Source organism: Methyloradius palustris (assembly GCF_019703875.1).
GTDB classification, from domain to species: Bacteria; Pseudomonadota; Gammaproteobacteria; order Burkholderiales; family Methylophilaceae; genus Methyloradius; species Methyloradius palustris.
Genome location: NZ_AP024110.1, coordinates 783171 through 806219, shown reverse-complemented (window position 1 = coordinate 806219; position 23049 = coordinate 783171). Strand labels below are relative to the sequence as shown.

General features: G+C 46.1%; 25 protein-coding genes. 12 read left to right on the top strand and 13 right to left on the bottom strand.

The genetic code is table 11. The features are described from left to right. Window positions 1–103: 103 nt before the first annotated feature. Window positions 104–2155, bottom strand: a complete 2052-nt coding sequence (locus ZMTM_RS03955) for a TonB-dependent receptor (RefSeq protein WP_221765028.1) — start codon at window positions 2153–2155, stop codon at window positions 104–106. Between the two features lie 234 nt (window positions 2156–2389). Between ZMTM_RS03955 and ZMTM_RS03950 the strand changes: the two genes are divergently transcribed. Beyond that, window positions 2390–2830 (top strand): copper chaperone PCu(A)C, encoded by a 441-nt coding sequence (locus tag ZMTM_RS03950; protein WP_221765027.1) that lies wholly within the window; start codon window positions 2390–2392, stop codon window positions 2828–2830. Window positions 2831–2996: 166 nt separating this feature from the next. Continuing rightward, the gene (locus ZMTM_RS03945; protein ID WP_221765026.1) at window positions 2997–4022 is read left to right on the top strand and encodes a hypothetical protein; all 1026 of its coding nucleotides are present in this window, start codon (window positions 2997–2999) and stop codon (window positions 4020–4022) included. A gap of 36 nt (window positions 4023–4058) precedes the next feature. Here the strand turns inward: ZMTM_RS03945 and ZMTM_RS03940 are convergent, their stop codons facing one another. From ZMTM_RS03940 to ZMTM_RS03925, 4 genes are all read right to left on the bottom strand, one after another. Then, a complete protein-coding gene (locus ZMTM_RS03940) occupies window positions 4059–4523 on the bottom strand; it encodes a copper uptake system-associated protein (RefSeq protein ID WP_221765025.1) in 465 nt (154 codons plus the stop codon). A 125-nt stretch (window positions 4524–4648) separates the two neighbouring features. Further along, a complete protein-coding gene (locus ZMTM_RS03935; RefSeq protein ID WP_221765024.1) occupies window positions 4649–5158 on the bottom strand; it encodes a TlpA family protein disulfide reductase in 510 nt (169 codons plus the stop codon). A 3-nt stretch (window positions 5159–5161) separates the two neighbouring features. Beyond that, a complete protein-coding gene (locus tag ZMTM_RS03930; RefSeq protein WP_225907084.1) occupies window positions 5162–5707 on the bottom strand; it encodes a response regulator transcription factor in 546 nt (181 codons plus the stop codon). 11 nt (window positions 5708–5718) lie between these two features. Then, window positions 5719–7050: an ATP-binding protein gene (locus tag ZMTM_RS03925; protein ID WP_221765022.1), complete on the bottom strand. Its 1332-nt coding sequence runs from the start codon at window positions 7048–7050 to the stop codon at window positions 5719–5721. Window positions 7051–7204: 154 nt separating this feature from the next. On the opposite strand from ZMTM_RS03925, the gene ZMTM_RS03920 reads away from it, so the two are divergent. The 4 genes from ZMTM_RS03920 to ZMTM_RS03905 all read left to right on the top strand — a co-directional run bounded on the left by ZMTM_RS03920 (window position 7205) and on the right by ZMTM_RS03905 (window position 10833). Beyond that, entirely contained in the window at window positions 7205–7594 is a 390-nt protein-coding gene (locus tag ZMTM_RS03920; protein WP_221765021.1) for a hypothetical protein, read from the top strand. A 153-nt stretch (window positions 7595–7747) separates the two neighbouring features. Next, window positions 7748–8077 carry a c-type cytochrome gene (locus ZMTM_RS03915; protein ID WP_221765020.1) on the top strand — a complete coding sequence of 110 codons (330 nt, stop codon included), beginning with the start codon at window positions 7748–7750 and terminating at the stop codon, window positions 8075–8077. 53 nt (window positions 8078–8130) lie between these two features. Continuing rightward, the gene (locus ZMTM_RS03910) at window positions 8131–10254 is read left to right on the top strand and encodes a TonB-dependent receptor plug domain-containing protein (RefSeq protein ID WP_221765019.1); all 2124 of its coding nucleotides are present in this window, start codon (window positions 8131–8133) and stop codon (window positions 10252–10254) included. Window positions 10255–10455: 201 nt separating this feature from the next. Beyond that, window positions 10456–10833, top strand: a complete 378-nt coding sequence (locus ZMTM_RS03905) for a class I SAM-dependent methyltransferase (RefSeq protein ID WP_221765018.1) — start codon at window positions 10456–10458, stop codon at window positions 10831–10833. 79 nt (window positions 10834–10912) lie between these two features. Here ZMTM_RS03905 and ZMTM_RS03900 read toward each other — a convergent pair whose 3' ends face one another. The 4 genes from ZMTM_RS03900 to ZMTM_RS03885 form a co-directional block, all read right to left on the bottom strand. Next, window positions 10913–11503: a hypothetical protein gene (locus tag ZMTM_RS03900; protein WP_221765017.1), complete on the bottom strand. Its 591-nt coding sequence runs from the start codon at window positions 11501–11503 to the stop codon at window positions 10913–10915. Window positions 11504–11628: 125 nt separating this feature from the next. Further along, complete coding sequence (locus ZMTM_RS03895; RefSeq protein WP_221765016.1) at window positions 11629–12066, bottom strand: hypothetical protein; 438 nt, start codon at window positions 12064–12066, stop codon at window positions 11629–11631. 265 nt (window positions 12067–12331) lie between these two features. Continuing rightward, window positions 12332–13078 (bottom strand): hypothetical protein, encoded by a 747-nt coding sequence (locus ZMTM_RS03890; RefSeq protein ID WP_221765015.1) that lies wholly within the window; start codon window positions 13076–13078, stop codon window positions 12332–12334. Between the two features lie 150 nt (window positions 13079–13228). Then, entirely contained in the window at window positions 13229–13867 is a 639-nt protein-coding gene (locus ZMTM_RS03885; RefSeq protein ID WP_221765014.1) for a TetR/AcrR family transcriptional regulator, read from the bottom strand. 129 nt (window positions 13868–13996) lie between these two features. On the opposite strand from ZMTM_RS03885, the gene ZMTM_RS03880 reads away from it, so the two are divergent. From ZMTM_RS03880 to ZMTM_RS03865, 4 genes are all read left to right on the top strand, one after another. Further along, window positions 13997–14971: an SDR family NAD(P)-dependent oxidoreductase gene (locus tag ZMTM_RS03880; RefSeq protein ID WP_221765013.1), complete on the top strand. Its 975-nt coding sequence runs from the start codon at window positions 13997–13999 to the stop codon at window positions 14969–14971. Between the two features lie 201 nt (window positions 14972–15172). After that, on the top strand, window positions 15173–15919 hold the full coding sequence (locus tag ZMTM_RS03875; RefSeq protein WP_221765012.1) for an SDR family oxidoreductase: 747 nt from the start codon (window positions 15173–15175) through the stop codon (window positions 15917–15919). 230 nt (window positions 15920–16149) lie between these two features. Further along, window positions 16150–16896: an SDR family NAD(P)-dependent oxidoreductase gene (locus ZMTM_RS03870; RefSeq protein ID WP_221765011.1), complete on the top strand. Its 747-nt coding sequence runs from the start codon at window positions 16150–16152 to the stop codon at window positions 16894–16896. A 53-nt stretch (window positions 16897–16949) separates the two neighbouring features. Continuing rightward, window positions 16950–17180 (top strand): hypothetical protein, encoded by a 231-nt coding sequence (locus ZMTM_RS03865; RefSeq protein ID WP_221765010.1) that lies wholly within the window; start codon window positions 16950–16952, stop codon window positions 17178–17180. Window positions 17181–17389: 209 nt separating this feature from the next. Here ZMTM_RS03865 and ZMTM_RS03860 read toward each other — a convergent pair whose 3' ends face one another. Beyond that, window positions 17390–17806: a DUF1398 domain-containing protein gene (locus ZMTM_RS03860; protein ID WP_221765009.1), complete on the bottom strand. Its 417-nt coding sequence runs from the start codon at window positions 17804–17806 to the stop codon at window positions 17390–17392. An 18-nt stretch (window positions 17807–17824) separates the two neighbouring features. Next, a complete protein-coding gene (locus ZMTM_RS03855) occupies window positions 17825–18292 on the bottom strand; it encodes a MarR family winged helix-turn-helix transcriptional regulator (RefSeq protein WP_221765008.1) in 468 nt (155 codons plus the stop codon). A 931-nt stretch (window positions 18293–19223) separates the two neighbouring features. On the opposite strand from ZMTM_RS03855, the gene rpoH reads away from it, so the two are divergent. Then, entirely contained in the window at window positions 19224–20081 is an 858-nt protein-coding gene (gene rpoH / locus ZMTM_RS03850) for an RNA polymerase sigma factor RpoH (protein ID WP_221765007.1), read from the top strand. Window positions 20082–20281: 200 nt separating this feature from the next. Here the strand turns inward: rpoH and ccoS are convergent, their stop codons facing one another. Together ccoS and ZMTM_RS03840 are read right to left on the bottom strand one after the other, a co-directional pair. Beyond that, window positions 20282–20488 carry a cbb3-type cytochrome oxidase assembly protein CcoS gene (ccoS, locus tag ZMTM_RS03845; RefSeq protein WP_221765006.1) on the bottom strand — a complete coding sequence of 69 codons (207 nt, stop codon included), beginning with the start codon at window positions 20486–20488 and terminating at the stop codon, window positions 20282–20284. Then, entirely contained in the window at window positions 20485–22443 is a 1959-nt protein-coding gene (locus ZMTM_RS03840; protein WP_221765005.1) for a dynamin family protein, read from the bottom strand. The genes ccoS and ZMTM_RS03840 overlap by 4 nt, the downstream gene beginning before the upstream one ends. A gap of 213 nt (window positions 22444–22656) precedes the next feature. Here ZMTM_RS03840 and ZMTM_RS03835 point away from each other — a divergent pair, with 213 nt between their 5' ends. Further along, complete coding sequence (locus tag ZMTM_RS03835; RefSeq protein ID WP_221765004.1) at window positions 22657–23034, top strand: gamma-butyrobetaine hydroxylase-like domain-containing protein; 378 nt, start codon at window positions 22657–22659, stop codon at window positions 23032–23034. Window positions 23035–23049 lie beyond the last annotated feature (15 nt).

Below are 23049 nucleotides of genomic sequence, written 5' to 3'. Positions count from 1 at the left end.
AATGTCTTTTGATCGATATTAGCAATTGATTAGGCCAGCTAAACAGCTGGCCTATTTTTTTACTGCCATCAGGGACTGCTTTCGACTCATACCAGACGCTTGATTAGAAATCATATACCAGCGTGAGCCTTAAAGTTCTCGGCTCCACAGGATGGAAGTGAATATCATCAACGCCAGCTGCAGACTCACCGTTAAGCCTTGAGGTGTAGTAGTAATCAATGTCACTGGCCTTGCTGTCAAACAGGTTGAACACATCAAGCGTCAGTTTGGCCTTAGGGTTTATCTTGTAGCCTATGCGTGCATAAGCAATGGCGGTTGATTCAGACCGCACACTGTTATCCTCAATCAAAGGACGTGGCCCGAAGTAGCGGAACTGAAAACCACCATACCAGTTACCCAGACTAGTCACCGTAGCACCAAACGAAGCGACCTTATCAACAGAGCCAGGTATGTAGTTACCTGCAGGATCATTCTCGGTATAGCGCGCATGGGATGCTGCCAAGTCCATATCCAATAGCAACCAGTCATTCGCAATGTAGTGATTACTCCACTCAATACCCTGACGTCTACTAGCTCGGCTAGGTTCAGTTTCTCCCGCATCGCCTACAAATACCAGCTCTGAAGCAATATCCAATCGCCATAAGGCTAAGGAGCTTTGCAAGCCAGAGATAAGCTCAGTCCTAATGCCAATCTCACTGCCATGAGTCGCTACTAAAGGCGTGACAGGTGTTGCAGTTCCTCCACTCGGTAGCTGAGTCTCGGTAGTCCCTCTGGCATCATTGCTATGAAAACCTCTGCCGTAGTTGATGAAATACTCGGTCTTAGCCCATGGCCCAAAGATGAGTGATAGCTTGGGTGAAGTGGTCGTTGCATTCACATTACCTGAATCACCCTGAATACTACTTTGCACATCAAAGTTGTAGGCATCAAAACGCAAGCCAGTGACCGTTCGGAACTTCTCCAGCCATTGCGTTGAGTTCTCTGCGTAGAGTCCAGCACTGGCTTCTTTTACATTGTCGGTACGGATGAGTGAGGTTCTTTGCTGCGCTACGGTGTTATAGAGCGAGACAGGTGACAGGTCATCATAACGTGTCTGCAAGCCTATCTTGTTCTGCATATCAAAACCGCCGAGGGTGTGATACCAAGTCTTACTCACATTAAAGCCAACCATCTTGCGACGTTCGCTCTGGTTGAACTGGTCGCCATCTACAGGGTTATTGAGGAAGTAGGTAAAGTCACTGTAAAGGTCTAGTGAGGATTGCACTGCATAGGCATTGAATGCAAAAGCACCATCCTTGTCTTTCTGGTGCATGCTATAAGCCAAGCTATAGCGTGATGACTCACCACCATCAGTCGGGTCAATTGCGCCAAAGCGTCCAAGCTGTCCAGAGTCCACGGCGCGTAATGGTATCTGGTCGGTCGAGTTCCATTTGTTGTGATAGGCCATGGCTGTGAAGTTAAAGCCATTGCTAGCATCACCCTCGCTATAGCGTAGTACGCCACTGTACTTTTTAACGTCTTCAGGTGTTTCCCAAGGGCCATTATTGCGATTGATTTCCAGACCGTATAGCAATATGCCATTGGCAGCATCAAACGACTTAGCCAGCACTGCACGTTGATAGCCATTATCACCGATAGACAAGGAGGCAATGCCTTGTGGAAGTTTGTTTGCAATACCGATATGTGCTGCGCCTGCAGAAGAGAAGTCTCCCTCATCAGCAAAGTAAGGGCCTTTCTTGTAGTCAATTCGGCTGACTAATTCAGGGATAAGAAAATTAAGGTCGGTATAGCCCTGACCATGTGCATGGGTACGCATATTGACGGGTACATCATCGACATAGGTGGCAAAGTCAGTACCGTGGTCTAGGTTAAATCCTCGAAGGTAATACTGATTCGCCTTACCATCGCCACTATGCTGTGACACGATCATGCCAGGAACAAATTCTAGTAGTTCACCTGTTCGCAGGGTGGGTCTGTTCTCAATCAAGCTGGAAGTGACTGTTCCCTGACTGGCTGCATCTGACGTACCTACTGCGTTATCGTAATGCCCGATCACCTCGATAGGTTCTAGCTGTAGGCTATCTGCGGCAAGAACAGTATGAGTGGCAAGCAAACCAATTAAAAGAAGCCAGGGTAATTTGTATCTAGTAGACATAATTATTCATGATTGATTTTGAATTTAGTGCAACGTATGAGTAATTATTAATTAATCATACGATACTCACACCAAGTCGAGTTATGCGTTAAATAACTTATTTGACTGAACGTTCGTAACAATGGAACAGAGGCCTTGTGACAATATGCCGCAGTGTATCCTTGGAAAGCTGATATAAAATGTGCACAAAGAAAAACATGTGGTTCGTTCAACCCTAGGGAACTGGAGAGATTGATGAAAAAATGGCTAATTGGATTCGGTTTATTGATGCTGGCAACAATCAGCCATGCTGAAGTTACGATCACTCACGCATGGATCAGATCTACCGCGCCAGGGCAAAGCGTAGCAGCCGGTTATTTAAAATTCGTATCCGATAAAGATGTAACCCTAATCAGTCTTTCATCTCCCGTTGCTAATTCTGTTGCAGTCCATGAAATGATCATGAATGGCGATGTCATGAAAATGCGTGAGGTGAAACAACTCAACCTAAAAGCAGGTAAAGCTGTGGAATTGACCCCAGACAGCTACCACTTGATGTTCAACGAAATCAAGCACCCGATCAAAGACGGCGAGGCTGTGCCAGTGGATTTTGTGTTCTCAGGTAAGGACAATATTCATTCAACCGTCAGTATCAAGATTATTGCAAGATCATCTGACCCCAACCAGTCTCACTAACAGCTAATTTTCTAGCAGCTCCTTTCATTCCAGAATAAATGACTGCGACAATTTGTCACATTCATTTAAGCCATTTTGTCCCGTAGCATTCGACCATCAAACAACGGTGTAATTGAGTCGAAGTCTTTGCTTTCAGGCATCACTCCCTATTTGTAGAAGAGATAAAATGAAAAAATCCAGATTTATCCAATTGACGGTCTTAAGTACAGTCATCCTTGCTTTACCACAACTGGCTCAAGCATGTGCGAGCTGCGGATGTACATTGAGTTCAGACTGGGAGAGCCTAGGACTTTCGACCAGTTCTGGCTTTAAGCTGGATGTCCGTTACGACTATCTGGATCAGAACCAACTACGTAGCGGGACTGGCAAGATTTCCCCTCAGGCAGCGAGCGGCATCGTCAATACTGGCTCACGAAATCCAGCCAATGACGGCCCGCAGGAAGTTGAGAAGTACACCAAGAATCACTATGTCACCATTACTGGAGACTACAATTTCAATCCTAGCTGGGGTGTACAGGTACAAGTGCCGTATATTGACCGAAGCCACGCAACACTGGGTACAAGCAGTGACGGCGTTTCTCCAGCTGATGAAGCCTACGAGTCAGGCACCAAGAATATCGGCGACATCAAGGTCATTGGTCGTTTTCAAGGTTTTACCGAACAGCATAACGTAGGTGTCTTATTCGGACTGAAGCTGCCGACGGGGGATCATCGACAAACGGGTATATCAACAGACCCTGCAGCGCTTGGCGATGTCGCAGCTATTGATCGTGGCCTGCAGCCAGGCACTGGGACGACGGATGTAATTCTTGGCGTTTATTATCACGATGCAATCAACAAGGATTGGGGCTTCTTCAGTCAGGGCGTGGTTCAGACCGCGCTCAACGCCAAAGATGACTATCGCCCTGGGAATGGCCTAAACCTGAATGGCGGGTTACGCTACACTGGATTTGCTGGCTTCACACCTCAATTACAACTCAATGCACGTTATGTAGCACGCGACTCTGGTGCGGAAGCTGATACGGTAAGCACAGGTGGCACTTTGGTCTATCTAAGCCCTGGTGTCGTAGTGCCAGTCAATAAAAAGCTTTCCGCTTACAGTTTTGTGCAAATACCGATTTACCAGAATGTGAATGGTGTGCAGCTTGCTCCAAGGTTTACTGCGTCTGTCGGTGCACGCTACTCATTCTAGCTAGAGTGGAAGCGGCCTGTGCGCTTCCACTCTGATTTAATGCGAATGATGAGACGCTTCAGCTTCGTCTTCCGCGCCATATAGGCTAAATCGTTTGACAGCAATTGGACTCAGCGGCAGTTCAGCTTGATTTAACTGGGATATCAATTGTTGTGCAATAGACTGTTTGATGCCTGCATTTATCAAGGTTTTAACATCTTTAAAACCATCCCCGCCGCAAGCCATAATCGACCATTTTCCATTGGTCTCATGTAACAAAGCGCGGCCACCTTTTTCTCCTTGAACCCAGTCAGCGATAGCGTAATGGTCTACGACCACAACAGGGGAAGTGATGACTTTAAGTTCAGGTTTGTCGAATGTGCTGGAGATCAGGTTTTTAATCGCCAATTGCTCTGAACTATCGCTGGCGTTTGATGTGGCAGATAGCAGAAATCCCATCATCACTATTGCAAAAGTGAAGGACTTAACTAAAGACAGTGTTTTCCTGATGGTCAAATTCATGCTCCAAGGTTTTATCCAAAAAGACATCTTAGAAGCACTAAACTAAGCGGGGAATGCGACACGTTGCCGCAGTACGTAAAATACAGAATATGACTGAGTCTTTAGGGCGGGGTGATCTGGCTTGGCTACTGAGTCTTGTTGGTTGAACCGAGTAGTGGTTTGATGCTTTTTTCCAGAATGTCCATATCAACCAGAGGCTCGCCCTCCCAGCCATTGCGTCGCAATATGCCATCCGTATCAATGATAAATGTGACCGGCACCCGCCAGATGCGACCAAAACCATCAATATCAGCGTCTTTCTCCATTCCGACCGGGAATGCAAATGATTGCGTCACTGCTTTAACCTTACCCAGATCACTGCGATCATCCAGACTCACCGCGATTACATCAACACCCTGATCATGATACTTGCGGTAAAAGGCATCTATCGCTGGCATCTCTTTACGGCATGGTTCGCACCAGGTTGCCCAGAGATTGATGATCAACACATGGCCTTTTGAGGTGGCAGGCGTCATTACTTGCCCGTCCATAGTTTTTATTTTGAAAGATGGCACAGGTTTGCCAACAGAAAGACTACCTGCATATGAAGACTGAAGGGGCAGGATGGTATAAATCAATATTAATAGATACTTCATGACTTATGACTTTGCTGGTCGTTTGAGCAATTTACGTTGTAGCGTTCTGCGATGCATATTGAGGCTGCGGGCGGTCGCTGAAATATTACCCTGATTTTCACTTAGCACACGTTGGATATGTTCCCATTCCATTCTATCCACTGAGAGCGGGCTGTTGGCCATAGGGATCAAGTCATCGCCTTCACCACTGTGCAAGGCCTGCAATATTTCATCAGCGTTAGCCGGCTTCGCAAGATATGAAGTGGCACCGAGTTTAATTGCCTCAACAGCCGTAGCAATGCTTGCATAACCTGTCAGTACAACGATGGTCGTGCTACTACTAAACTCTTTGAGTATCCTGATCAATGAAAGTCCGGATTCTCCAGGCATCTTGAGGTCAATCACCGCATAATCTGGAGGCGAAGCGCTAGCAAGTCTGGTGGCATCTCCTGCATTATTCGCAGTCATGACCGAAAAGCCTCTTTTGATCATTGCCCTAGAGAGGGTCTGGGCAAAGATTTCATCATCATCCACGACTAGCAATGTGGGAAGTCCATCTAAGGGACTCATGGCATTATTTATCATACTTTCAGTTTATCCAATGGCAATGTAATACGTGTCAGGGTTCCGCCTGTCTCGCGCATTATGAATTGCAGGGTTCCACCCAAGCGCTCAATAACTGATTTGGCGAGAAATACACCTAGCCCCAGCCCACCCATATCTTCTTTTGTCGTAAAACCAGCTTGTCCGATTTGGTGGAGGGTTGAAATATCCAAGCCCTCTCCTTGGTCATGAATGTCTAACACTAAATCTGTTGCTGTCCAGTTTGCATCAACCTCCACAGCTTGAGGAGAGGCATCCGCCGCATTATCCAGCAGGTTGACAAATGCCTGTCCTAATGCGCGATCTGTAATGACAGCCAAAGGCTCAATCCCGCTGAGTTTTGTTTGCATGACAATACCTGGACGACGGTCTTGCCATTGTTGGAGTACCTGTTCAAGAAAAATACGAATAGTGGTACGTTGTCCCGCTTCTGCGCGAACATTGCCGCCAGATAAAGTGATTGATAGCAAAGCCTGCTTACATACATCAACTTGCTTGGTCATGATTTCCAGTGATTGATCTAATTCGTCTTTGCTATGGCCTTGGCGCAGTTCCTGAAGCAGTATCGCAATCGTGGAAAGTGGTGTGCTCAATTCATGCGCCGCCCCTGCAGCCAGAGTGCCTAATGCCAGCATGCGTTCGTTCTCTAGCATTTTTTCCCGGGTTTCTGCGAGCAAACGGTCATGCTCACGCAGGTTGAATGCCATGCGTTCCACAAAGATCGCAATCACTACTGCTGCGACGACGAAGCCTGCCCACATTCCAACCAGGTGAATACCAAAGCCCGTGTGATCCATAGGCATCGATGACATCGGCATATCATGGTCCGACATACCAGCCATGCCATCCATTCCAATCATTTTGGACATCATCAAATTAAGCGGTTTGTACCAGAACATCAGGCTGCTATAGCAGGCAATGGAAACTCCTGCGATCACCCAAGTATAGAGCCAGGGTAGTGCCACCGCCGATACGACAATAGACAACAAAAACATCCAGATGAAAGGATTGCTGTACCCGCCCGTGTCATAAAACACAGCGGTCAGAATCAGTATGTCCAGTAGTAGTTGAATGAATAACTCTGGGTTACTCACTGTGGTTGAGTGCCGTAAACGCCATAAGGTAGTGAGGTTCACAACCAAGGCGAGAATTGCGGCACTGCTAATAATCCGCATTGGGATATCAAGGTCGTAGAATTCGATAGCGACTAGCGTTGATATTCCTAGCAAAGCTGCCATTAAAAAGCGTAGCCAGACCAGGCGACGTAAATTAGTCAGAGTGGTGACAGACGATAGAGAGCTTGCAGACATAGTGTTGATATTACCTCGGTCTCAGGGCTAGGCGCCTGCGACAAATGGTCACAGCTGACCATTCATTCTGCGTTGCGACAATTTGCCACATTTATTGCAACCCATGCTTAAACATAAAATATAGACCTCAATCACCTACCAAAGTATGACTTTGATGATAACGGAAGTGCCAATTGTGTTTCTAGAAAATGACCTCGATCACAGCTACAGGAAATACACGATAGGCTTTAATCTGGGATGCATGATTGCTGTTCTTGTATTGCCAGTCATTCCAATTCTGATGTTATGGCTGGTTGCATCCTGTGTCTTGTATGCCTTCCTGATAGGCTACCCCAATCAGGAGATATCGCATTACACGCGGATTGCAGGCTATCGGTTTTATGGGGCGATTGGAGTAGTCGCTATCATGGCAAGTTTTACCCAGCACATCTACTTTATACCAGCGACCAAAGTACCAGTCTGGATGTTGCTGTGGGTTCTCAGCGTGCTTGCTGTTGTACCACTGAGCATCCGCGACATACTTTCCCTTAAAAAATCTCTGTAACCCTTGCGACATCATGTCGCATTCTCATTTTTACTCGCTCATCTAGAATAACCAGCCATATTGGGGACAGACTCAATAGGCCGAATTGTGATATCGCGGCATTAAAAATAATACATCAAAAGACTGTGCGACCGCACATCGTGAAGGGGAAATATGAAAAATCTATCCATCATTAATTTGTCGCTTATTGCATCAATATCTGCACTAAATTGCCATGCAGGGGATAACAAAGTCGCTGAAGCATTAGCGCAGAAAAGTGGCTGTTTGGCGTGCCATGGCATCAACAACAAGATACTAGGCCCTGCTTATGTTGACGTGGCCAACAAATACCGCGGTGATAAATCAGCAGAAGCGAAATTAATCACAAAAGTAAAAGCCGGTGGTAGTGGAGTTTGGGGCACATTCGCGATGCCGCCCAATAGCCCAAACGTCAGTGACACTGATATCAAGACGCTTGTTCAGTGGGTACTTTCACTTAAGTAACCAATCGTTGCTCTTCCCATTATTCTCAACATCAATCGCTAAAAGAAATCTATATGAAAAAAATGTTAAGACGTCCTTCATTGATACAAGGTGCTTCATTGGTTCTATCCACAATCGCATTCACAAGTGCACAAGCGGACACGGCTGTTGATTCATTGAAAGTCCCAGAGGTCGCAGTCACTGCCGAGAAGACCCTATCCAGTAAGATTCAGGCTGACAAAACAGCAACCCCCGACACCGCAGAGCTTTTGCAGGACTTTCCAGGAGTCAGCCTTTATCAGGCGGGCGGGGTTTCAAACCTGCCTTCGATCCGTGGCTTGAATGATGATCGCATCAAGATATTCGTCGATGGTGCTGAAGTCACTTCAGCCTGTGCCAATCATATGAACTCACCACTTTCTTATCTGCCTGCCAGTAGCGTAGCGAGTATCAGTGTGATGGCAGGTATCACACCCGTCAGCATGGGTGGTGACAGCATAGCAGGTACGATCAAGGTGGATTCTGCCACGCCTGCATTTTCAAATAATGCAGACGAGCTGTTATATCAGGGTAGCTTCTCCACATTCTACCGAAGCAACAATAGTGGCTTAAGCACTGCTGTGAACGCATCTGTAGCCAGCGAAAATCTTAGTCTTGGGTTCACGGGCACCACAGACAGAGCACAGAGTTACGAAGATGGAAATGGCAATAAAGTACGCTCTACTCAATATCAGCGTAATACCCAAGCCGTCACATTCGCCGCTAAAGGCGATGATCAGCTATTTTCATTGAAGATCAGTCATCAGGATGTGCCTTATCAGGGCTATGTAAACCAGTATATGGATATGGTCGGCAATAGCTCAGATACCATTAATGCAAATTACATCAGGCAATTCAACTGGGGTGAACTGGATACACGTTTCTACTGGCAGGACGTGCATCATGAAATGGGATTCTTCTCACCTGAGAAAACAGGCAACATGCCAATGAAGACACACGGTCAGGATTATGGATATACGGTTAAAGCCAGTATTCCATTGAATGACATGCACCTGCTGCGAATCGGTAATGAATTTCATCGCAACAAACTGGATGATTTCTGGCCAGCAGTCCCAGGTAGCATGATGATGGAGCCAAATACCTATATCAACATCAACAATGGCAGGCGCGACAGATTTGGCCTGTTTGCTGAAGTTGAATCAAAGTGGACAGATCAATGGAGTACCTTACTTGGCATACGTGATGATTATGTGAAAACCAGTACGGGTGAGGTCCAATCCTACGGCGGTATGATGAACGCCATAGACGATGCGGCAGCGCTAGCATTCAATGCAGGCAATCGATTGAAGGGCGACAACAATATTGATGCCACAGCAACTGCAAAATACGAAGCATCCAACACCCAGACACTTGAATTCGGCTATGCCAGAAAAACCCGTAGTCCTAGCCTGTATGAGCGTTATTCATGGGGGCGCGGAACAATGGCGGCTACCATGATAGGCTGGTTTGGTGATGGCAATGGCTATGTGGGGAATGCCGATCTCAAACCTGAGACCGCAAATACTGTGAGTGCTACATTCGACTGGCATGATGCCAATCAGCAAGACTGGCAAGTCAAACTCACACCTTACTTTACCTATGTTCAGGACTATATTGGGGTGAACAGGATTGGCACATTCAATCCAGGTACAGATGATACAAAAGCGATCCTGCAATTCGTAAATCAAAATGCTCAGTTCTACGGTATTGATATGGCATGGAAGCACAGCCTATGGGATAACAGCAGCTTTGGCAAAGGCCGCCTGACTGGGTTGCTGGGTTTTAACAGAGGCGAACAAAGTAACGGGGATGATTTGTACCACATCATGCCACTCAATATCCGCATGAGCCTTGAGCAGAAAAAAGGCGCGTGGGCTAATGCTATCGACGTGCAATTGGTTGATAGAAAGTCACAGGTGGATACCCAGAGATTTGAGCTAAAAACAGCTGGATATACCCTGGTTAATTTGAGGACAGCTTATCAGATGCAAAAGGTACGACTTGATCTCAGCGTCACCAATCTATTCGACAAATTCTATAATTTGCCGCTAGGTGGAGTGGATTATGCTGACTGGAGCGCAAACGGGTCAGTTGGACAAATGGGTTCAGTGGCTGGTATTGGTCGATCTGTTAATTTCGGCGTTAATGTCGATTTCTAATTAATACACCTGCCTAACATCTGACTCTAAGCAATAAAATTGCACTGGTAGCTTAGAGCCAAATGTTAGACAACCAAGTTCTTTCGAGTGTCCTCTAGCAATGCATTTTTCCTACGTTCATTAGAAAAATCCCTGAATTCAATCCCTTACATATGAATATATTGTCTTTATTGTGTAACATGGTTACATAAGGGGGCAACAATGAATCTAAGAATTGTCACTAATCATCTACCAATCGAGGATGCATACGCACATCTAGTCATTGAAAAAGGAAAAAAGGGTCTAGGGGTAGGATCTTGGGTGGTTGAACAGAAATACAAATATCTTTGTACTTATATCGATGCCGCTCGCTCAGCCTTCAACCGATGGCCTAACAAAGTTTATATAGATCCATTTTGCGGACCTGGAAGAATCCAAGTAAGGGAGGAGTCATTTACTCGCCCGAATGGCGCTGTAACGGCTTGGTTGCAATCACTAAAATCCAAAGCCCCTTTTAGCAAAATATTAATCGGGGATATTGGCTATGTTTGTATTCATAGGTATTGGTTTATTTCGAATAGTATTTTCACGAAAAAATGACCAACTGCTGCCTTAACTATTTATCTAAAAATGGCTGCTATGGGTCGAAAGCAGAGATAAAGGATTTGTGCTTAAATTATTAGTGTTGAGTGGACTGTTGAGACGGCTCGTCGTCCCAAATGGCTTTTGAAAGTATTGATTCTGAGTTTTCGAAGCCTTTTGACGCCTCACCTTTACCATAAAAATTCAGGAATAAGATCGCCCATTTCCCGACATACGCATATGCTATCAAATACTCTTTTTTTCCATCTACAAGATGTTCAGAAGAACAAATGAAACGAAAGCGTTCCAACGGTTGTGCCTCTTCTACACACGGTTTAGTAACCTCACCAAAATCTGATACCCACTTCATCTGATATTCAGGTAATCGTTTTCTATTATCTTCCGCAAATGCTAGTTGCTTTATTGGGTCATTCATTGCCTGAGAGTCGAAGGCAAAGGTAGCTTGGAGTCTAACTTCATCAGGTGAAAATGCCATGAAAACAGGCTTTTTCCATATAAAGCTCCATCCTTTTGAAAGCGGAATGAGAATGGGACCGAAAGGGACAATTGCATTATCTGCCTTTAATTCTAATTGCTGGCCATCAGGTATCGATAAGAACGCAGGACGGGCAAATGCAAATGTTGCTTGAAGGGTTAGAAAAATTACCCAGATGATTCGCGACATCATTATTCTTTTATTGTTGTTAGGAACAATATGACTATATCCCATATTTGAGATATGCAAGATATTGTTAATATGGAGTGCGTTCGACGTTAATCTTGGCCGCTAACGACCCTTAGCAGCCACTTTAATTATTTTCTCCAGATCAGAAATCCAGCAATCATTGGGGTAAAGACCGATAGTGCTAAAGAATTGAGAATTGCATTGGAGTACGATATTTTGTTCCATTGATTAAGCATTTCATCATTTGATACGTAGGAATCTACACGCTTGCCATTTACCCAAAACTCTCTTACTACGTTTACATCGATTATCAATGCCTTAAGATGTGCCATTTTCGCAATGACTACATAACCTTTATATTGATCATATTGGGCACAGTTCCCTACTGTTCCTAAAAAGCCTACTGCACATGAAATGGGCTTGTTGCCTACCATATTGAAGTAGGTTGCCTTATTGGAATGCCATGCATCTTTGTTGTACTCTTTTGTAGAATCTTTTGTAGAGCGCAATGAAAAAACACCCTCCACTGTCATTGTTGGCTCAAAATCGGTTGCGACAGGTTGCAACTTCCATATGTAATGAAGCTCAAGAAAAAGAAACGCTGCCCAACAAACAACGCAAAACGTGATTATTTTCTGGATTCTAGTCATCTGGCTTATTTCTGATGGGTAGTAAGTATTTCGTACTATATAACTACTAAGCTGAATATTTAATGTGCGATACAAAAATATTCAATTGAAATGGCCGCAATTGGCCGTCTCTAGCCATTTTTGAGGGTCTCGATACGACCCAAAGCTGACGCTAATAATAAAGTATATTTATTGGCTTTTTTCAATATTTCAGCTTTATAAGATCTTCAGTGGAGCTAAACAATTTGCCATGATATAGAAGATTCAAGCCACATATAATCGAATCATCAGCCTCAAGATTTTTACGTTCATAAATACGTGTCGCATATCCCGTCGTAAGTGCAAATATTTGATCGTTTAAGCTCTGCACTTTTGCCACAGGAATCACTTCGTCATGGTTCACCAATGTGAAAACAACTTGATCAGATGCTAAAACAACCACGTTAGCTTCTGTAATTTCTGCTGGTAATTCACTCATGGGTATTTGTACCCATTCATCATTAATGTATTTAAAAATGACATATGGAGGATTCGGACAGCCCCTTTGAAAATAGGATTTATCGTCTAGTGGCTGTGTCACTATATAAGGGATGCCGCTAATGACATTGACTGAGAGGACTAATAAGTTCGGATAATCGTACGTCCATTTCTGCTGCCATTTAATTAATGAGCTATCGATGGAGACACGAAGATTTATAGTTTCTATCATCACTAAAGCGTCACTTGAACCATCAACCCAGTGATTTTTCCGTGACCTATTTAGAGTAATTACAGACCCGTCACTTTGCAGAGCCTCTTCCTGCCATTCAAAATTGGCATCGCCGAGGTGAGACGAAACTGCGAAAGTATGAGGGAGCATTTCAACTGGGGGAGCTGAGTCTGGAGTAGCTCCTAACGAAATTAAAGGGCTGATTAATAATGCCAAAATCGATATTCGAAAAATTTTCATATTTTCTTATGGTCTGGACTTCGCTAATTCAGATAGATTGAGAGGCTAAATACGACCCATAGTAGCCGTTTAGACGTCTTATTTGATGCTGGGTTAGCCTTGAATGCCTAGCCTTGTGCAAACCACGCACACCAGGTACATCCCTTTTCGTCAAACGCCCCCTTCTGGCACCGCATTTCCACGCCGTGGCAGGAGCACCAAGTCAACCGCTTCCTCGGCATCCCTGAGGAGCGTCTTGCGCGGGATGCCTAGCTGCGCACGCATGGTCAGACCCCGAGCAAAATCCAAGATTTGGCTCGCCCGTACGGCTACAGGAAAGTCAGACGGGATTTCTCCCGCGCTGATCCCGTCCCTGAAACGAAGTTCTACTTGCGCCGCGGCGCCAGTGGCTGCATTAAGCAGGATCTCCCGAACCTTAGGATCGTTCACGACCGGCGCGATGCATAATGCCAGACATCCCGGGGCGGATCCTTCCTCGGTCGCACTTTCGACAGCAAATCTCAGGAAACCGGCGAGGGAATCGCGAAGACTCTGCGGCGAGAGGAGTGCCTTCGCAGCGAGCGCGCCTTTCTTCTCCATATACGCCTTAAGGACGCGCAAGAATAATGTCTGTTTGTTCCCAAAGATGGAATACAGGCTTGGCCTCCCCACACCCATCCCGGCGACAAGATCGTCGATCGTCACTCCGTCGTAGCCTTTCAACCAGAACACCTGAGTCGCCTTTTCCAGCGCGTCCCTTTCGTCGAAACTACGTGGTCGCCCACCAGGCTTAATATGTTTTTGAATCATTTAGTTAAAAACTCATTGACCGTGCTTGTTGCACCAATATATTATAACTAAACAGTTCTAAACCTACAAGGTGGCTCAGACTTTACTGGCAACCTTGGTTCGATATCACCCTTAATCACGGAACCATCTATGAATCTTTCTATCGCTCTCGTCACTGGTACCACCTCTGGACTCGGCCATGCCGCAGCCCGTATGCTCGCCGCCGAAGGCTACCGCAATATCATAATTACAGGTCGCAGCTTGGCCCAGGTTCAGGTAACGGCAGATCAGCTCGCCGCTGAGACTAAGACAACGTTCTTCACGCCTCTTGAGCTTGATCTGAACGTGCCCGCCAGCGTTGAGTCCGCTCTAGCCGAGCTGATTAAGCGAGGTCAGCTGATTGATTTCCTGCTACTCAATGCCGGGATGGTCCCAGGTAAGAAGCGTGTGATCACTGCCGCCGGCGTCGAGGCTTCCGAGGCCCCGTTGATCGGCCATCATCAACTGACTGTCGGGTTGCTTCGTGCCAACCTGCTGAGCCCCAATGCACGGATTGTTATCGCCAGCGCGGAGCCTGCCCGCGGGGGTGTACCCATGTTCAAATACACCGACCTGCCAGCTTTTGCGGCCAAATGCTACGGGGGCGACCAAACAGCTGCGGCTGAAGCCCTGATTCGCAGCGGACCAAACGTGAAGTACACCCCCAACACTGCGTATGCCGACGCGAAGCTCATCATCGCCTGGTGGGTCGGGGCGCTGGCGCGTCGGCTACCCTCCGGCATGGCCGTGTACGCTGTCTCACCCGGTGCGTCGAATGCCACCAATGTGGCGCGAAACGCTGGCCCGTTGTTGAAGTATCTGATGATTCCCATCGTGAACCTCATTCCCGGCATGAATCAAACGCCAGAGACCGCGGCCCGTCGCTACCTCCAGGCGTCGGGGTTCGGAACCGAAGTCTCTGGGCAATTCTTTGCCTCGGCTCAAGGGAAGTTTTCAGGTCCAATTGAGGTGCAGCGCCAGCCGCACCTCTACGATCACGCCAGCCAGGAAGCCTCGTGGCAGGCCGTCGTCAAGGTCACTGGTGTCGATTTGTTAAACCCATCATCCTTAATCACGGTGTCCTGAAGCAGTCTAGTCACGGTGGTCAGAATCAGCAGGCGATTGCGGAGTTACGTGGTCGTCCGCGAGTTCCAATTATGTTTTGAATTATTTAGTTCAAAAATCCTTGACCGTGACCATAACAACTAACATAATGCCATTCTGTTTCATACTAAACAGTACAGAACTTAACCAGCAAAGCGGCCAGATGTCGCAAGGAGAATTCACATGAAACAGTACGAAGCGAAGCGGGCGGTGATAATTGGCGGTACCAGCGGCATGGGGCTCGCGACAGCGAAGATGCTCCTCAATGGAGGTGCACATGTTCTGGTGACGGGTCGTTCGCAAGCCGGCCTGGAATCGGCGCAGAAAGAGCTCGGGAAAGACGCTCTCGTGGTTTCGAGCGATGCGCGTTCGTTGACGGACATCGATGCTCTCGCTTCTCGGGTGAAGACTGAGTTCGACACCTTCGACCTGCTCTTCGTCAACGCCGGGTTCAGCATTCCAACGCCTCTGGAAAGCGTGACCGAGGCGATCTACGACGAGATGTTCAACCTGAACGCCAAAGGACCGTTTTTCGTGGTCCAGAAGCTCGCGCCGATGATCAGTCGGAGAGGCTCCGTCGTCCTCACGACCTCGATTGCCAACGTCAAGGGAATGCTTGGCCAAGCTACATACGGAGCCGCCAAGGCTGCGCTGCGATCATTCGCCCGGGTGCTTGCCGCTGAGCTTCTTCCTCGGGAAATTCGTGTGAACGCGGTGTCGCCTGGTCCCATCGACACGGGCATCCTCGAAAAGGCGTTCCCCGACAAAGATGCAGCCGCCCAGATGAGGAAACATGCGAGCGGTATGGTCCCCATGAAGCGCTTCGGGACACCGGAGGAAATCGCCAAGGCTGTCCTCTTCCTCGCGTTCGACGCGACCTTCACGACCGGCGCCGAGCTTCCGGTCGATGGCGGTTGGTCGCAATTTTGAAGGCAGCACATGCCACACGCTTCACTTAACTTCGCCTTTAGTGCGTATCGCCAACAACTAGGCTCGCGATACGCACTAAATCTCGAATCGACTAGATGGTGAGCACTGCCCGGTTTTACTTTTGAATTAATCGAACGGTTGTTTGGAATATTGGAAAGTATTCGGGAACCTGAGTAGCAAGGGATCATCATAAGCCTCCCCGGATAGCACCCAACAACAAAGGAAATAAAATGTCTGCACTGAAAAACAAGATTGCCGTCGTCACGGGCGGGGGTAGCGGCATCGGCCTAGCGGTAGCCAAGAGGTTTGTTGAAGAAGGCGCCTATGTATTCATCGCAGGTCGTCGCCAGATGGAGCTGGACAACGCTGTGGCCGAGATCGGTAAGAACGTCACCGGCGTAAAAACCGACATCTCAAACCTTGATGACCTTGACCAGCTCTACAACTGCGTTGCGAAGAGGGGTAAGATCGATGTAATTTTTGCTGGGGCGGCATTCGTCGAAAAGTCGATGACCGCAGCAGCGACGTCCGAGCATTTCGATAAGACCTTTAACACCAACGCCCGCGGCACTTATTTCACCGTTCAAAAGGCGTTGCCCCACTTGAATGATGGGGCCTCCATCATACTCGTCGCGTCCGCAGGGAAGAACAAAGGCTTTCCCGGTCGAAGCACCTACAGCGCCACAAAGGCAGCGCTACGGTCGTTCGCGCGGACGTGGACTAGCGAACTCAAGAATCGGAAGATCCGGACCAACGTGCTTAGCCCTGGCGCGGTCGAAACACCTATGTTCGACGAGCAGTTCCCGTCCAAGGAGGGCGCCGCTGAAGCCAGAAAGCAGATCATGGCTATGACCCCTCTGGCGCGTCTAGCGAGTCCAGAGGAGATCGCTTGCGCAGCTCTGTTCCTTGCCTCGGACCAAAGCAGCTACATCGCTGGTATCGACCTGCCAGTTGACGGCGGCCTGACGGCCGTCTAGAGCGAAGCCTGTTGAGCCGCAAAATCGATATTCACCAACTCTAGGGGACTCACATGAACAAACAAAACAACCCACAATCTACCGACAAGACGCCCACCAGGGTCCGCACTGGCACTGGTGCCATCCGACGCATCTTCAATGTTATCCGACGCTGGGAAGAAATGATGGACTATAGCCAATATGACTACACGCTTAATCGCATCAGATATTTAGAAGGTCGGGTATTGGAGCTTGAAAGCCAACGGAATGCCACCGTAGAAATGCCTACTCCCAAATCGTTGTAGACACTAGAGGGCCAGATTCTGGAACCCGTCATTAGACGGATAACCGAGCTGAGATTCGTGTCTTTAGAAGTTTATCTCGGCGTATTCTACGTGCTAGAACAGCTCGTAATCCAAAAAAGGGGAGGATGTCGATGAGCCTAACAAGGTGCTCGTCAAATGTTGAAAAAATTTAATTTATTATAGGTTGCTATTGGCCGATAGCCGCCTAACTATGATGACAATCTGCAGTTTGCATCTGGGAACGGCTCAATATGCGTCTCACCATTTCTGCCATAGTAAGTGACATGCCGTCCAGTAATCCAAACAAAATAACCAATACAGCCCGCTTGCATCGATAGCTCCAAGAATTGTGGATATTTTACCTCCCCCCGTTGCGCACCACGTATGGCATTTTGAATCGCTTCTTTATCGAATACATGAGCAATCTTTAGTTGTGGTACTTTCAAAATCAACCTTATATTTTCGTCAGATGGAAGATAGTAAGTTGTAGAGGGGCTGCGATAATCTGCAAAATATGACTCGACCCCAGCGTTCATTAAATTACCAATTACTTGTCCAAAGTGAATTGAACCTTCGTAAGATTGACGTGCGCTGTTTTCAATAATGTCTCTAACTGTTGTATCCATGAGGGTTTATCCTTACTCTTAATCTACAGGGAGTTTCTTTAGTTGATGCACTGTTGCGATTTCTTTCAGCAGACCCATCAACGCATCTCTTTTGCTTTGAGATAGACACTCGAAGAAGGCTGCATCGTTTTGATCAGCCAGTGTAGCCAGTCTCGGAACAATAGCTTTGCCAGCGGAGGTTAAGGTCAGAAGCTGTTCTCTTTTATCAACTTGATTGCTGACACGTTTCACATAGAGTTTTTCCTCTAGACGCGAAACCACTTTAGAAGCTGCGCCCTTGGTCATTCCCAATGCACTGATAAGCTCTGCAGTAGATGATTCGGTAGATTGAAATAAATGTCGTAAAGCGACCCATTCGGAAATGGATACACCTTCTTTCTCAATCTGGATGGAAAATTGCGTTGAGACGTGGTTCGAGACAAATCTTAACCAAAAGCCTAGATGAGACTCTAGTGAACTGATATTCGAATTGCTGGAGGATTTCATTGCAAACCTACTTAATAGTTTCTACAGAAACCATTATACCTGCATAAGGTTTCTTTGGAAACTATTGTTGATTCTGTTATATAGACGAATAGGCGTTATATAAACCAACATTCTTACGCATATAAGCCTATGCTGCATGCTCGGCAATCCCACTACAGGCAGCCAAACATGTTTGAACCAGTCGAAGTACGAAGTTCTATTGCAAAAACCATAAGTTGGGTAAACATATTTGCTGCTAGCCTCTGTATGTTTCCTTGCTTGTCTTACTTGGTGAATTCTGGGTTTAATCAGGAATTTCTTACCCGCCTTTATATCTGCCTAACATTTTCGATGTTTTGTTTATTAGCAGGTATCGGATTAGTCTGGATTATTCAAGGCTTCATTAAGCCTAAGGGCATGTAGTCATTTCGTATCCAATAATAGTCCATTGGACTACATCTAGTAAGTTTCAATAGGCGTAAGGTAAAGACTCACTAAGAGGAGTCTAATAATGACTACATTACAAATAAGTATTAGGGATTACCTAATCGACTATAAATGCCAGACTGCATTCGATGCTTACAAATGTCAGAAAAAGGGACTGTTAGTTAGAGGTAAGATTCTGCAGGATAAGGCTGACGATATTAGTGCCGCTCTAATAAGCTACGAAATGGCCTGTAATGCAGAGCATTAAATTAAAGAATTAATTGCGCTGCAAGAGTGGCCGCTATTGGCCGATAGCGGACGCCGATATGCCTTATAAATATTTAAAAAGTTCTTAAAACCAGAACGATGGGGGTTTTTCTAAATCCAGTTTCAGACAGACTTTATTCCAACCAGACAGACTTTATTAATTGTCTTCATTATCACAAAAAGTAAAAAATGAAACTTTCTCACACTAGCACTCTCTTATGTAGAGTGCTAAAATTATTTCATGAGTGAGATAAATCCTATGACAAACGCTTTAACTATACCTTCAATTTCTAGCTTAGACAGCCTTGACCAGTACATGCGTACGATCAAGGCGTTCCCTGTGCTTACCGCAGAGGAAGAGCATAACTATGCTAAACGCCTGAAAGAAAACAATGATCTAGAAGCTGCTAAAGGCTTGATTGTTTCGCATCTGCGTTTGGTAGCAAGTATTGCGCGCGGCTATTCTGGCTATGGCTTGCCACAAGCAGATTTGATTCAAGAAGGCAATGTTGGCCTGATGAAAGCGGTAAAACGCTTTGACCCTGACCGCGGTGTGCGCTTGGTTTCATTTGCGATCCACTGGATTAAGGCTGAGATTCACGAGTACATCGTACGTAACTGGCGCTTAGTCAAACTGGCCACCACCAAAGCACAACGTAAACTGTTTTTTAATTTACGTAGCATGAAAACTGGTGAAGGTAGCTTAAAACCTGACCAAGTGGCGCGCATTGCCCGTGAGCTTAAGGTAAAGCCAGAAGAAGTGCTTGAGATGGAATCTCGAATGGGTGGCCATGAAATCTCGCTGGAAAATAACAGCGATGATGATGAAGATGATAAATACAGCCCGATTGCGTATTTGCAGGACACGCAATTAGACCCGTTAGAAAAACTCGCTGAAACGCAAAATGACCACATTCAAACTGAAGGCTTGGCATTGGCGCTTGAGAGTTTGGATGAGCGCAGCAGACGCATTGTGCAAGCGCGCTGGTTACAAGAAGATAGCAATGTGACTTTGCATGATTTAGCAGCTGAGTATGGAGTTTCCGCAGAGCGGATTCGTCAAATTGAGCAGAAAGCAATGCAAAAAATGAAAGGGCTGTTAAGCGAAGTGGCTTAAATTCCCAACATTTGAAATAAAAAAAACAAAAGGCTGCGATTGCAGCCTTTTGTTTTTTTGTCTGTCACTCAGCTAGACTTTGCTCAAGCAAAGAAAATCACTGATAATGCGCTCAACCATGACCAGGTAATTAAAAGCACAACAATGGTCAGCGGTAGATTTTCAAAGGTAAAAAAAGATTTCATAAAGGCCTCACTCAATTATTTTTCAATTTTATTCTGATTGAGATTTGGGTTCAAGCGTTTAAATGGAATCATCGGGTCATCATCATCCATCAATATTCTTTGCGCTGGGCCTTCCATATCATCGTACTGGCCACTTTTAATCGCCCAAAGTATGCCTGCAGCTGCTATACCAACAAAAATAATGGTCACACCGAGCAAAAACAGTAAGGTAGTGGTGGTCATGCAGCCTTGGATTGGGCATCCGCGTCAAATTCTAATGCATTCTTGATGTGCTGGCGCAGCGTTTTTAAATCAGCAACTTGGGCTTGAATACTGTTCTCAATGCCCTCCAACTCAGAGATACGGTCTTCTAATGTATCGGTCGCCTGGTAAATGCGCTTGATACTTTCAAGCCGACGACGCAGTTGTAATTGGTGTTCGCGCACTTGTGATTCCATTGGTGAAATCACAGCTTTAAGCCAATTCTCAACGTCTCGGTTAGCGACTTCGTACACGTGAATCACACGACTAGCTAAGGTCTCAAAGAACTTGGACGTCAGCATCATTTTTTCATTGGCAATCATATTTAGCGCTGTACTAAACTGCTCTTTATAAGCACGTTCAAGCTTGGTCAACTCTTTTTGATAGCGCAAAGTTGAGAAAACAGGTGCATCTGTTTTACGCAAACCATGCTCTTTAGAAAACTTTTCATACATCGCATCCATCATGCGCTTGATTTCATCAATCTGCGCATCCGAACTCATAAGGCGCGATTTGATTGTGCTAAAAAACTCATCCATGGCATTACGTAACTGCTTGGTAAAGTTAGCAGCAACCATGTTTTCGCGGGTCTTGATGACCAGCGATTTAAGAGACTCCATACCCAGGTGGGTAAATAACTCGTTAGTTTGTTTTGAAAATACACTGCGCAAAGCCTGAAAGCGCTGTAAACCTTTTTCAAAGTTTTCTTTATCAGCTTTCACTTTGTTCATCATGTGTTCAACCACATCTTCGTTCTTGCCGCGTAGGCCTTTCAATTCTTCCAACTGCTCGTTCATACCTTGCAAACGTGCTTCCAGAATGCCGAGCGAATTATTGATCAGGTCTTCAATTTCGCTTTGCGTATTGTCACGCACAATCTCTTTTTTAGACGGAATCAATTCATCAGAAAGCGCCTTCTCAAGCTCAAGCAAACGACTTTTGATAAGCAGGTCGTCGTCTTTATTGACCTTGGCGAGCAAGCCTTTTTGCGCTGAAATAGGGAAAATCTGGTTTGGCGACAAACCAAGCAAATCTGCACTCGTATTCACTTGTTTGAGAATTTCTTTCTCTATTTGGGCTTCATCTTTCAACTCATCCCACAAGCCATCAATCTTGTTCAGAACAGCTAAACGGCCTTTTTGCTTCCAGCGCGTGCCACTGATGTATTGACGCCAAACATCAATTTCAGATTTAGTCACTCCAGTATCAGCAGCCAGAATAAATAGCACCGCATGTGCATTTGGCAGCATGTTCAGCGTCAATTCAGGCTCAGTACCGATTGCATTCAAGCCTGGAGTATCCAGAATCACCAAACCTTGTTCCAACAAAGGATGTGGGAAGTTAATCACCGCATAACGCCAAGCAGGGATATCAATCGTGCCATCTTGGTTCACATTCAGCGCATCGTCCGCACTGTTAGGGTCGAATAGGCCAAAACGTTCTGCTTCAGCGACTGTGACATTCTTGGTGCGGCTGACTTCCTTGAATGCTTCCACCATGCTATCGCTGTCATCAATATCAAACTCGAATACTTTCCACTCATCAGGATAGCGCTTGTATTCAGTGGTGGTGGCATCAGAAGAGCGGGTGTCGATAGGTAATAATTGCAGTGAGGTTGGCTTGCTAGGGTCGTAAAGCAACTCGGTAGGACACATTGTTGTGCGGCCTGCACTCGATGGCAACAGGCGCTGACCGTAGCCAGCAAAGAAAATTGCATTGATTAGTTCGGATTTACCACGAGAGAACTCAGCAACGAAAGCGACATTTAACTTATCTTCGCGTAGTCGCTCGAGAAGAAACTGGATACGTTGGTCAATTTGGGCATCATTAAGCTCCTGCTCGTTAAGCCAGCTGCGGTAATCGCAGATGGTTTCGACCAGTGCTTTTCTCCAATCCGTATAGGCGGCGAATTGGTGAGCTAGCTTGTTTTCGACCATAATCTACCCTGAATGCTTTTATATTTGACCTTACTGTAGCATGCGAAAAAAAATAGTCAAATAAATCATGAGTATAAAGAAGATACTTTGCGCAAAAATTGTCACAATATGTGGTTGATGATGCAAATCTCTCAGAACCTGAGTCTACGCCCATGATTTTGCTTGATTCTGCTATCATCAATGCCTTTATTTTAAGTGCAAAAATAGCTGCTTATGAGTGGATTAAGCCCGAATAGCCCGCGACCAACAGACATTAAGCTGCATCAACAATCGCGCCTACTAGAAATTGCCTTCGACAATAATATGCATTGCAAACTCTCATGCGAGTTTTTGCGTGTTTATTCACCGTCGGCAGAAGTGCGCGGTCATGGTGCTGGTCAAGAAGTGCTGCAAACAGGCAAAGAAAACGTCAATATCGTGGCAATAGAACCGATTGGCAATTATGCAGTCAAGCTCAAGTTCAGTGATGGCCATGATACGGGTCTTTATTCATGGGATTATTTATACGATTTAGCCTCTAACTACGAAGGCTTGTGGCTGGAATACATAGGCAGGCTTGATGCTGTCGGCATCAAAAGACAAACAGACTAGATTGCTAATCTAAAT

What these genes read in the sequence shown, in the direction of transcription:
- ZMTM_RS03880 (WP_221765013.1), top strand. Translation starts at nt 13,997, where the DNA reads ATGAATCTTTCTATCGCTCTCGTCACTGGTACCACCTCTGGACTCGGC.
- ZMTM_RS03835 (WP_221765004.1), top strand. Translation starts at nt 22,657, where the DNA reads ATGAGTGGATTAAGCCCGAATAGCCCGCGACCAACAGACATTAAGCTG.
- ZMTM_RS03900 (WP_221765017.1), bottom strand. Translation starts at nt 11,503, where the DNA reads ATGATGTCGCGAATCATCTGGGTAATTTTTCTAACCCTTCAAGCAACA.
- ZMTM_RS03915 (WP_221765020.1), top strand. Translation starts at nt 7,748, where the DNA reads ATGAAAAATCTATCCATCATTAATTTGTCGCTTATTGCATCAATATCT.
- ZMTM_RS03955 (WP_221765028.1), bottom strand. Translation starts at nt 2,155, where the DNA reads ATGTCTACTAGATACAAATTACCCTGGCTTCTTTTAATTGGTTTGCTT.
- ZMTM_RS03870 (WP_221765011.1), top strand. Translation starts at nt 16,150, where the DNA reads ATGTCTGCACTGAAAAACAAGATTGCCGTCGTCACGGGCGGGGGTAGC.
- ZMTM_RS03860 (WP_221765009.1), bottom strand. Translation starts at nt 17,806, where the DNA reads ATGGATACAACAGTTAGAGACATTATTGAAAACAGCGCACGTCAATCT.
- ZMTM_RS03945 (WP_221765026.1), top strand. Translation starts at nt 2,997, where the DNA reads ATGAAAAAATCCAGATTTATCCAATTGACGGTCTTAAGTACAGTCATC.
- ZMTM_RS03865 (WP_221765010.1), top strand. Translation starts at nt 16,950, where the DNA reads ATGAACAAACAAAACAACCCACAATCTACCGACAAGACGCCCACCAGG.
- ccoS (WP_221765006.1), bottom strand. Translation starts at nt 20,488, where the DNA reads ATGACCACCACTACCTTACTGTTTTTGCTCGGTGTGACCATTATTTTT.
- ZMTM_RS03925 (WP_221765022.1), bottom strand. Translation starts at nt 7,050, where the DNA reads ATGTCTGCAAGCTCTCTATCGTCTGTCACCACTCTGACTAATTTACGT.
- ZMTM_RS03950 (WP_221765027.1), top strand. Translation starts at nt 2,390, where the DNA reads ATGAAAAAATGGCTAATTGGATTCGGTTTATTGATGCTGGCAACAATC.
- ZMTM_RS03875 (WP_221765012.1), top strand. Translation starts at nt 15,173, where the DNA reads ATGAAACAGTACGAAGCGAAGCGGGCGGTGATAATTGGCGGTACCAGC.
- ZMTM_RS03885 (WP_221765014.1), bottom strand. Translation starts at nt 13,867, where the DNA reads ATGATTCAAAAACATATTAAGCCTGGTGGGCGACCACGTAGTTTCGAC.
- ZMTM_RS03840 (WP_221765005.1), bottom strand. Translation starts at nt 22,443, where the DNA reads ATGGTCGAAAACAAGCTAGCTCACCAATTCGCCGCCTATACGGATTGG.
- ZMTM_RS03890 (WP_221765015.1), bottom strand. Translation starts at nt 13,078, where the DNA reads ATGAAAATTTTTCGAATATCGATTTTGGCATTATTAATCAGCCCTTTA.
- ZMTM_RS03920 (WP_221765021.1), top strand. Translation starts at nt 7,205, where the DNA reads ATGATAACGGAAGTGCCAATTGTGTTTCTAGAAAATGACCTCGATCAC.
- ZMTM_RS03935 (WP_221765024.1), bottom strand. Translation starts at nt 5,158, where the DNA reads ATGAAGTATCTATTAATATTGATTTATACCATCCTGCCCCTTCAGTCT.
- ZMTM_RS03940 (WP_221765025.1), bottom strand. Translation starts at nt 4,523, where the DNA reads ATGAATTTGACCATCAGGAAAACACTGTCTTTAGTTAAGTCCTTCACT.
- rpoH (WP_221765007.1), top strand. Translation starts at nt 19,224, where the DNA reads ATGACAAACGCTTTAACTATACCTTCAATTTCTAGCTTAGACAGCCTT.
- ZMTM_RS03930 (WP_225907084.1), bottom strand. Translation starts at nt 5,707, where the DNA reads ATGAGTCCCTTAGATGGACTTCCCACATTGCTAGTCGTGGATGATGAT.
- ZMTM_RS03855 (WP_221765008.1), bottom strand. Translation starts at nt 18,292, where the DNA reads ATGAAATCCTCCAGCAATTCGAATATCAGTTCACTAGAGTCTCATCTA.
- ZMTM_RS03905 (WP_221765018.1), top strand. Translation starts at nt 10,456, where the DNA reads ATGAATCTAAGAATTGTCACTAATCATCTACCAATCGAGGATGCATAC.
- ZMTM_RS03910 (WP_221765019.1), top strand. Translation starts at nt 8,131, where the DNA reads ATGAAAAAAATGTTAAGACGTCCTTCATTGATACAAGGTGCTTCATTG.